Consider the following 8,511-nt stretch of genomic DNA (forward strand, 5'->3'; position numbering starts at 1 on the left):
AAATATATTAGCATTCTGAATCGAAGCGCCGGATCAGCTAAACATGTATTATCTCCGATTCTTCACCGGCCCTTCCCCAACAATCAACTGCCCGGATTTTATAGTAGCAGGTATTTCTTTTTGGACGGGGAAGTATATACGATGAGCAGAGAATATTCTGTTTGTTTACACGGGAAAAGGGACCATCTTTCTTTTCAGATTGCAGAACCTCATAGGTCCGTATGGTCCGGGAATCGATACTGTCCCAGCGAAGCAGGATTTCTTCGGTATCCACAGCAGGTGCAGACTCCCGGCTTTCCGCACAGGTCGCTGTGAATGTCGTATTGATGTCAACCAAACCTTTGTAACGATCTGCTTGAAGCCCTGTTATTTTATCCGGTTTTTCTTGGGGCTTTTTACTCAAGAGGATAATGCTCACCGACGGCAATGGAAGGGTCACCTCTATTTTCAGACAACCCTTTTTGATTTCAATTTCCTGGGGCTCTTCGAGATATTCCAGCTCCTGCGCCGCTCGTATTGCGACAAGATCATCGGGGCGGCAGTCGGGACGCACGCCCTTCTGCACGTAAATCCTGAAAGGATTGGAATGAGAATCATCGATACGGTAATGAGTGAGCATGGCGGTATCAAAAGAAATGCCGGTAAGCATAATTTCTATCTCGTCTTCACCGTCCGAATAGATTTTATCGCGGCTGTTATAGAGCATCAGTGCTATCTGCCCGTTTCCGGCTTTTGTGGCGAGAATACCCAGTCGGGATGAAGGGTCGAAATTGTGAGTCACCATGCACCGTTCATCACCAAGGAGTGTCAGACCGACCATAAGATTGAAAATGGGTTTTTTCACCATGACAAAGGCGCCGTGGTCCACCTCGTCCGCCGAACCGAAGCGGGCACAGAGAGTCCGGTGTCCCCACCGTCCGGTAAAGCCGTTGTCATTGCCCAGCAATTCATAGGAACATTTCAGTTTGTCGATAAGGAGCACCTGATGTTGATTGATCATCTTTGCGACAAAAGCCGGGTAGTAAGGAAGGGCCCGCCAGGTATGAACAGCTCCGAATCCGATCTGCGGATCGCATTCATTGTTCATCACCGGGACATCGGCCAGTCGGGGATGGTTATCTCTGACATACTGTACAAAATTCATCTCCCTTTGACACATTCCCATGCTGTCGGGATCGATGTCTTCAAGACAGTGCATCGCCCCCTTCTCATGAAAGGAGATAAAGTCGAGACGGACGCCTTTTTCCCCGGTAAAGTAATTCGTTCCCCCGTCGCAGTGGGCCAGAAAGGCCTTGGTGGTATCGTTGAGATTTCCCTGGCCCCCCGGTCCTCCCAGACGGAGCCCCGGGTGGGCCTCGAAAAGCCCTTCAGAGCAGGCATCATAGTAATGACACAGTGACTGGGGATTTTCCCAGAATTGGCGCCACCAGGCCGGGCAATCGGGTTCATTCCAGCTTTCGAAGTACCACGACACGACTTCATCTTCTCCGAATTGTTCGACACAATGACTTCCCAGGCCTTTTATCAGCCGCCTCCACATGTAAAGCTGCCTTTTATCGGTAAAATCGGAAAATATACCCTCGCCTCCCGGGGGTTCCAAGCCCATAAGCGCCGTTTTAAACCGCTCGGCAGGATCATCGACAGCAGGATTTATATACCTTGCCGCAGCCTTGAGTGGATGGGGATTACCCATAAGCTCAAAAAATGGTTTTAGCCCATTGTCAACGAGCACCCCGATTGCTCTGTCCAGAAAAGTCCATTCATACACGGGCTCTTCGCTGTCAAGATTATCGACAAAAACAAGATCCAGCATGTTATGAATCCTGACAAATTCGATCCCCTTTCGAGGAATGGAACCGATAAGTGCTATATTCTGCCGGTATTCATCACGAAAAAGTTTATGCCCCCCGATAAATCCCGTGCTTCTCCAGAAATGATTAAAAGGAGCGACGGTTTGTGAACAATCAACGGTAATTTTTTCCATTTTCAACAGCTCCGGCAGATTAGCTCTTACCATTCTCAAGTTTGGACAAAAAACCTTTGATTTCTTGCCATGATCGAACATTTGGTCCTGCATAGGCCTTTTTGCCTTCCATGTGCATGAACTGCATGCCCAGTTGAGATGCGGCTATACCATCGGTATCATCTCTGTCACCGATCACCAGTATCTTTTCAGGAGGAAGGTCCCATGCTTTCTGTATTTCTGCAAAGGGTCGCACCGCAGGTTTCAGGGCCCCGGCAGCTTCGGAAGATACAATCTTATCAAAGTATGCGGTATCGATATTCAATCTCTCGCACCGTTCTTTAAGCATATCGTAATCCGAAAGAATAGCAAGCTTGATGTTGTTGCTGTGCAATTTTTCCAGGAGTTTATTTATTCCGGGGCGTGAATTTTTAAACAGTGATAAGGTTTCTATAAATGCAGGATAAAAGGAATTGAAAATCCAGGATTGCATCTTCGCGGGTGATGAATGAGATTTTTCTGCCAATCGCCTGCACAATTCATTCATTAATTGTTCCCCGGAGCCCATATCCTTATTGGCCAGTTCAGACCGCACTTTCATATATCGGGAAAGTCTCCAGATGTGGGGAAATAATTTCAGGGTAATAAGCGGCCGCATATACCACCCCATGTGATAGAGGGTGCCGTCAAAATCGAATATTATTCCCGAGACCGATGTATGCATGAATCAGTCCTGTAATTCTTTACCGGCATTGTAAATATTTGCAAACAGGGTATCCAGCTTTTCATAGGGAGTAGAACTGAAGGCTATGCGCAGTATATCACCCACCACAATCAACCCGGTACTGTATTTCTCGAGGAGCTTTTTCCGTAAGGCCTCAACATCGGAGACAAAGGGTTTGATACACATGAAATACCCCGAATTAAAAGGCAAAGGCTCGAATACCTCGCTGTATTCCGGATGGGTATTGAATACCTCATTTATTCTTTGATACCGTTTCTTTAAGATATCATATTTCTGTTTTTTCTCTTTGACATAATCGGGATCCGAATACGCTCTGAGCAGTAATGACTGGCCCAGATGGGACGAATTGGAAATATTCCCTCTGATCTGACCGGCGATTTTCGACTCGAGGGCCGAATAAAACTCCGGACTGTTCTTCTTTGTCCCGAAGGTTACAAATCCCACCCGGAACCCCCAGACATAATCTTCCTTGGTAGGCCCGTCAAACTTGACGGCAAGGATCCGCTCATGGGCGTCGGCCAGAAGCCCGAACAGGGACTCCGGAAAAATGCCATTCTCGTAGACCAGCCCGAAATAGGCGTCATCGATCAAGACTGCAAGCGTATTACCCGCTTCGGCGGCTTCAACAAGCACTTCCCTGATCCGATGAGCTTCTTCAACCGTCGGCGTATAACCGGTCGGATTGTTGGGAGAATTCAAGAGAACGATTCTCTTCCCCGGCGCTCCTTCAATGAGCTTTTCCCGCAGTCCATCGACATTAAAACTCTTGTTATTCACAAAAGTCGGATAGCTTGAAAGTTGCGCACCCCAGCCATGACAAAAAATAAGACGATAATTACCCCAGAACAGTTCCGGAAGAATAATCCTGTCGCCTTCATTACATAAAAGAAAACCTCCCATCGACAACCCATGGGTCAGAGCGCTGGATACGACCGGAAGGCTTATTGCTTTATTTTCGAGCAGGGGATTTTTTTTCAGAAGATGTTCTTTCCATACCTTTCTGATATCGGGCCGTCCGTAACTCTTCGCATACGGGAAAACATCTTTGGGATCCAGAGAAACATTTTTCGCAATCGAGTTGAGACACATGATGGAACCGTCATCCTCCAGCGCAGTCCCTATTGTGGCATTGATTTCACATCCGTCCGCCTCGGCAGTCTGACCCAGGATTCCCTTTTTCGGGAAAAAGATATTTCTACCCCGTTCGGAGAGAAGGTCGTAGACATGAGGATTTACATTTCTGATAAGATCGTTCAATTCCTGCGCTTGTGGATTCATCGTCATCCTTTGCTCCATTCATCTCGTTGCATGGTGAACATAAAAACAGCCGAGGACTCATCGCCATTGATGAAATCTTCGGCTCAAATTTGCACTCCCGATAGTGAAAATCAGGTATATTCTATAAAAACTGTAAGGTTTATAATCCATTCAGCAGTACAGAAAATAAGCCAATTTACCGGGGCCTGTCAATGTAACTGCAGAATTTAAACTCTAATGAATTATTGAGAGAGGAGACCGATCGGTTAAATGATCACTGTCGCATGTTTCAGCCACAGAAATCTGGTTGAAAAAGAGCTGATGAACGCTTTTCGGCGAATACCGGATACCAGGGTAATCGCTATTGAAATCACTGTGGTAACATCCAGAGAACAGGCAGCGCTTGTATGCAATGTTCTCAAGCAGCATAAGTGCACGATCCTTCTTACAATCAACAACTGGGGACTGGACAACGAAGGTGTTATCGCCGATTTCTGTGTAAAAAACCATTGCATCCTTATTAACTGGTGTGTGGATGATCCTTTTTTTCATCAGATTATAAACAACATCGATTTTCCCCCATCGCCAAACAGGCTGGATTTTGTCTCAGACCGCGGGTATATCAAACAAATGACCGATCAGGGATATAATGCGATATTCCTGCCCCTTGCAACAGATCCTTCAATATTTCATCCGGTCCCGGAAAAACGGACTTTCAAACGAAACACCTGCTTTGTCGGAAATTCATACCGTGAACAGATGGATAAGTATCTGAAAAAATGCGATACCTATATCGAAAGCTTTCTTCGTGATATACCTCCCCTACTCCGGAAATATTCGGCCGATATGGGATATGATATCGAAAGTGAAATAGAAAAGCTCGTTTCGCAGCGGGAGATCCCTTCCCATCTGAGTGTCAGGAAAGCGGTATTCTACCTGAAACATTTTATCGGCTATCTTTACCGGAAAAATCTTGTTGTTTCTCTTGAGGGCATATACCCCGATTTCAAGGTATTCGGTGACGAAGGATGGGTGCAGGATATCCCGGCGGAAAAGGTCTCAAGGGGAGTTGGCTACTATAAAAATCTCAATCTTGTCTACCAGCAGACCAGAGTCAATCTCGATATCAATCGCATGGTCATCAGGGATGGCTTTACGCAACGGGTGTTCGACAGCCTGGCCTCCAACAGTTTTATCATTACCAGCCGGAAAAGAGTGGTCTACGAGTATTTCGAAACCGAGGGTGATAAAAAAGAGCTGGTTGTCTTTCGGAACAGTGAACATCTGCAAGAACTGATCGATTATTATCTTCGCCATGAAACCGAACGAGCGGCGATTGCAGAACGGGGCATGAAAAAAGTCCTGAGCCGCCATACCTATGATCACCGGGTGAGAGTTATTTTGAAGGAGATTGGAAAGATCGTTGGATAAAAGAAAAGGGCGGGAGAAGAGAAAGAACGTGAGATTCATCGCTGTTTTTCCCCCCATGTGTGGGGGGAGGCGAAGACGGGGGGTTGGGCTATCAGGAAAAGCATTTTCCAAGCTGGGTTCCAGGCATGGACCCGACCATGGGAGGAGGCAGTCCCCAGCCCCCTGCCAAAATCAAAATTTCTTCAATATGAGACAAGGATTTGAGAAAAAACTCCTCTCCACGTAGAGGAATAATAACCCCTTTAAAAAAAAATCACCCGTTTGTGACGAAAATCACACAATGTTTGATCGGGCAAATATTATTCTTTATATATTGGAAATAAGCAGGTAGAGCTTTTCGGTTATATTTGTTCTTCGGCTGGTTAAAGGATATTATGTACCATGTGCTTCCGGCACATGCGTTAAAACTAACGCATTTCCGAGCATAATAAAAAGCGTATGGAAGAATCAAAAACATTTGTATCCGGCATTACAACAGCAGACCCGTCGCGATATTTCAATTTCCCGGGATGCAGAAACTGTTTAACCCATCCCTGCAAAAAGCTCTGTTTCGGGGTAATCCGTCCGGGGAAATTCATGCTTGTCCATTCCCGGGATATCGGTAAGCCGGATTGTCCCTTTGTTTCCATGCTTCATGCCGAGGTTGAACATATTCTCCAGGACAGTTCGCTGCAGGAAATATCATATCACCTTGACGGCATAACAGCGAATCTAACCCCCAGCGAGCAGCTCAGTTATGATATACGCCACTACGTTTTCGATTACAATGATCAGGCCGGAAGAGTCCGCTACCTTTGGTCCCTTATCGACAGCGGTATTATCAAATTTGTCAGGATCCCGCTCAACTACATGCTGGATCCGAAACTCAGGAAATGGTTCAGCAATCAACAAATGGACATCATCGAAATGGCCGAAGCAGAAGAGGATGATTCCGGCGCCCCTGCGGTAACCGACCGTGTCCTCGATGAAGCCGCCGCCGTCTCTCTCTCCAACCCCCGGTGGGAACACAGGGATGAGCAGAAAAAGCAATCCACCCCCGAGACAGTTGTCGAAGACGATGAGATCCTGCTTAAATGCGATACCCGGGGTCTCCCCGAAAACGCAACGGTCTCATTTGACATCTTTGATATTTCCGACGGCTCCCGCCTTCGGATCGACACGGTTTCCGGCAAAACCGAGAACGACACCGTATCAGCCAATTGGAAAATTCAGGATCCTAATGATAAAGGCGAGGAGCTTAAGCTGGAATTCGAAGCCACTGCGCGGGGCAAAAAGAGCGGCCCGTGTGAGATTGCGGTAAAGAGTAGTGAGTTTGTGATTTCGGTTTAAGGCGCGGTTTTTTGCGGTCGCGTATAGTTTTAACATGCGATGCAAGCGCATGGCACAAAAAATGGTCGGTTAGTTAACTATAATTGTATAAATATGGTGCTAATGAAGGAAATAGATATTCAATTTTATATGGTATTCAACTATTATTAAAAGCGTTTTGGTATTTGTGGAATGCATTGATATAAATTTATCGCATTCGTAAACACATGCCGCCAAAAGCGAACTTAACAACGAGGTTCAGGTATGAATAGGATATGCAATACATATAGATATTGTTATTTAATCTTTACAATATCTCTTCTATTCAAGTCATATTTTAGTATTGCCTATTCTAATAACAGCCCTTATGCAAAGCCCTTCTTTTGTGATGATAATATACTTTCAAATTTTTACCTCGTAATAATTCAAACCGTACCAAAGAAATCTGAGATATCAAATCCAAAGACAGTGATTAATACTACAAATTATTCAAATCTCAAAGACGGATTTTTTGTAAATGTTGCTGCATATTTTTCCGAACGTGCTCATGCTTTGAAAGAGAAAAAAAAGTATAAGGAAGCCTATGTCAAAAATAGCGGATATTACGTATATAAAGAGTCTACCAACCGGTTGCCTGATATAATTAAAGCATTCGAATTGCGTACCATTGAATGGATGGTCCAAGCGGGGGAAAATCACTGGATAATAAAAACTCTTTGTAAGCAAGATAGTGGTTATTCAAATATTTTTTATCTTATAAATTCACAGAAAAAGATGACGGTTGATTCTATACTTATTTCAACTGCTGATAATTCTTTGAAAACCTGTATCTACTTTATTCATAATAAAAAGGTGCCGACGTTACTATCACATTATTTTGACAAAAAGGGTTATCACAACTTTTTAACAGGTTCAAATTTAGACAGCGATGCAATGTCCACAACATTTAAATTCGAGAGTGATGGTGCAGGCGGAGGAGAAACATTCGATTTTGAAGATGTCGACGAAGACGGCATATTTGAACTTGTTTTTCGGGATTTGGAAAGAAATGAAATTCAACAAATAATTAAATGGAAGAACAACCATTTCAAAGAATGTAAATAATGAGTACAGATTTTAAATACCAGCCTCCTACAAACACATGCGGCACGAAAGATGATGTGATTTCGCTTTTTGGTCAACCAAACATTGAACGTAAACTTACCTCTTTTTCTGCCAAGAAAAAACTTCTGGGAGACCCAACGTCAAGCGAATTCAAATCCCAAATCAAAAAAATTACTCTGCCGGGTTTTGGCCCTAAAAAGAACCAAACAAAAACTCTACGAATGCATAGTAAACTTCATAAGTTATTAACATCAGCATTCACGAATATTAAAGAACTGGTTAGTGACTACGAATTGTATTTAGGATGTACATATGGTACTTATTTCAGATATTCAAAGAATTCTACTACTAGAAACGCAATCAAAAACAATAGCGATTATGATTCAATTAGACCCAATGGAGATTGGCCTGACTGGGCTCACGATTGCGCTGAATATGATCGTAAAAAGAACCGCCTTGATGGAACTATACCCTATAACGGCCGTCAGTTAGTCAGGCGAGAATTACTATCAAATCACTCTTTCGGTACTGCAATTGATATCAATGCTGTAACAAATCCTTACCCCTCAAGGTCAAGAAGAGCAACTACAAGCTTTGATATGCGAAAAATGATTATTGGGATAATGGAAGAGCATGGCTTTTATTGGGGTGGATATTATCATGATTATATGCATTTTGAATATATGCTGGACAAAATCATTGA

The 8,511-nt window shown here is 44.1% G+C and carries 7 protein-coding genes; 4 read left to right on the forward strand and 3 right to left on the reverse strand.

Going from position 1 to position 8,511, the window contains the following annotated elements:
* Positions 1 to 37: 37 nt before the first annotated feature.
* The 3 genes from GF401_01890 to GF401_01900 are packed head-to-tail and all read right to left on the reverse strand — an operon-like array spanning position 38 to position 3,992.
* Positions 38 to 2,077: a hypothetical protein gene (locus GF401_01890; protein MBD3343797.1), complete on the reverse strand. Its 2,040-nt coding sequence runs from the start codon at positions 2,075 to 2,077 to the stop codon at positions 38 to 40.
* Positions 2,004 to 2,687 (reverse strand): HAD-IA family hydrolase, encoded by a 684-nt coding sequence (locus GF401_01895; protein ID MBD3343798.1) that lies wholly within the window; start codon positions 2,685 to 2,687, stop codon positions 2,004 to 2,006. Before GF401_01895 ends, GF401_01890 begins: the two co-directional genes overlap by 74 nt.
* Positions 2,688 to 2,690: 3 nt before the next feature.
* On the reverse strand, positions 2,691 to 3,992 hold the full coding sequence (locus GF401_01900; GenBank protein MBD3343799.1) for an aminotransferase class I/II-fold pyridoxal phosphate-dependent enzyme: 1,302 nt from the start codon (positions 3,990 to 3,992) through the stop codon (positions 2,691 to 2,693).
* Positions 3,993 to 4,235: 243 nt separating this feature from the next.
* Here GF401_01900 and GF401_01905 point away from each other — a divergent pair, with 243 nt between their 5' ends.
* The 4 genes from GF401_01905 to GF401_01920 all read left to right on the forward strand — a co-directional run.
* Positions 4,236 to 5,396 (forward strand): glycosyltransferase, encoded by a 1,161-nt coding sequence (locus tag GF401_01905; protein MBD3343800.1) that lies wholly within the window; start codon positions 4,236 to 4,238, stop codon positions 5,394 to 5,396.
* A gap of 438 nt (positions 5,397 to 5,834) precedes the next feature.
* Entirely contained in the window at positions 5,835 to 6,725 is an 891-nt protein-coding gene (locus GF401_01910) for a hypothetical protein (protein ID MBD3343801.1), read from the forward strand.
* 447 nt (positions 6,726 to 7,172) lie between these two features.
* Positions 7,173 to 7,808, forward strand: a complete 636-nt coding sequence (locus GF401_01915; protein MBD3343802.1) for a hypothetical protein — start codon at positions 7,173 to 7,175, stop codon at positions 7,806 to 7,808.
* Positions 7,808 to 8,511, forward strand: a 704-nt coding sequence (locus GF401_01920; protein ID MBD3343803.1) for a hypothetical protein, incomplete at its 3' end; no start/stop codon positions are given. The genes GF401_01915 and GF401_01920, both read left to right, overlap by 1 nt.

The sequence above is a fragment of the Chitinivibrionales bacterium genome (assembly GCA_014728215.1).
In the GTDB taxonomy this organism is placed as follows: Bacteria; Fibrobacterota; Chitinivibrionia; order Chitinivibrionales; family WJKA01; genus WJKA01.

Bases quoted from the DNA above. Each gene is read 5' to 3' on its own strand.
- GF401_01890 (MBD3343797.1), bottom strand. From the start codon at position 2,077: ATGCAGGACCAAATGTTCGATCATGGCAAGAAATCAAAGGTTTTTTGT.
- GF401_01895 (MBD3343798.1), bottom strand. From the start codon at position 2,687: ATGCATACATCGGTCTCGGGAATAATATTCGATTTTGACGGCACCCTC.
- GF401_01900 (MBD3343799.1), bottom strand. From the start codon at position 3,992: ATGACGATGAATCCACAAGCGCAGGAATTGAACGATCTTATCAGAAAT.
- GF401_01905 (MBD3343800.1), top strand. From the start codon at position 4,236: ATGATCACTGTCGCATGTTTCAGCCACAGAAATCTGGTTGAAAAAGAG.
- GF401_01910 (MBD3343801.1), top strand. From the start codon at position 5,835: ATGGAAGAATCAAAAACATTTGTATCCGGCATTACAACAGCAGACCCG.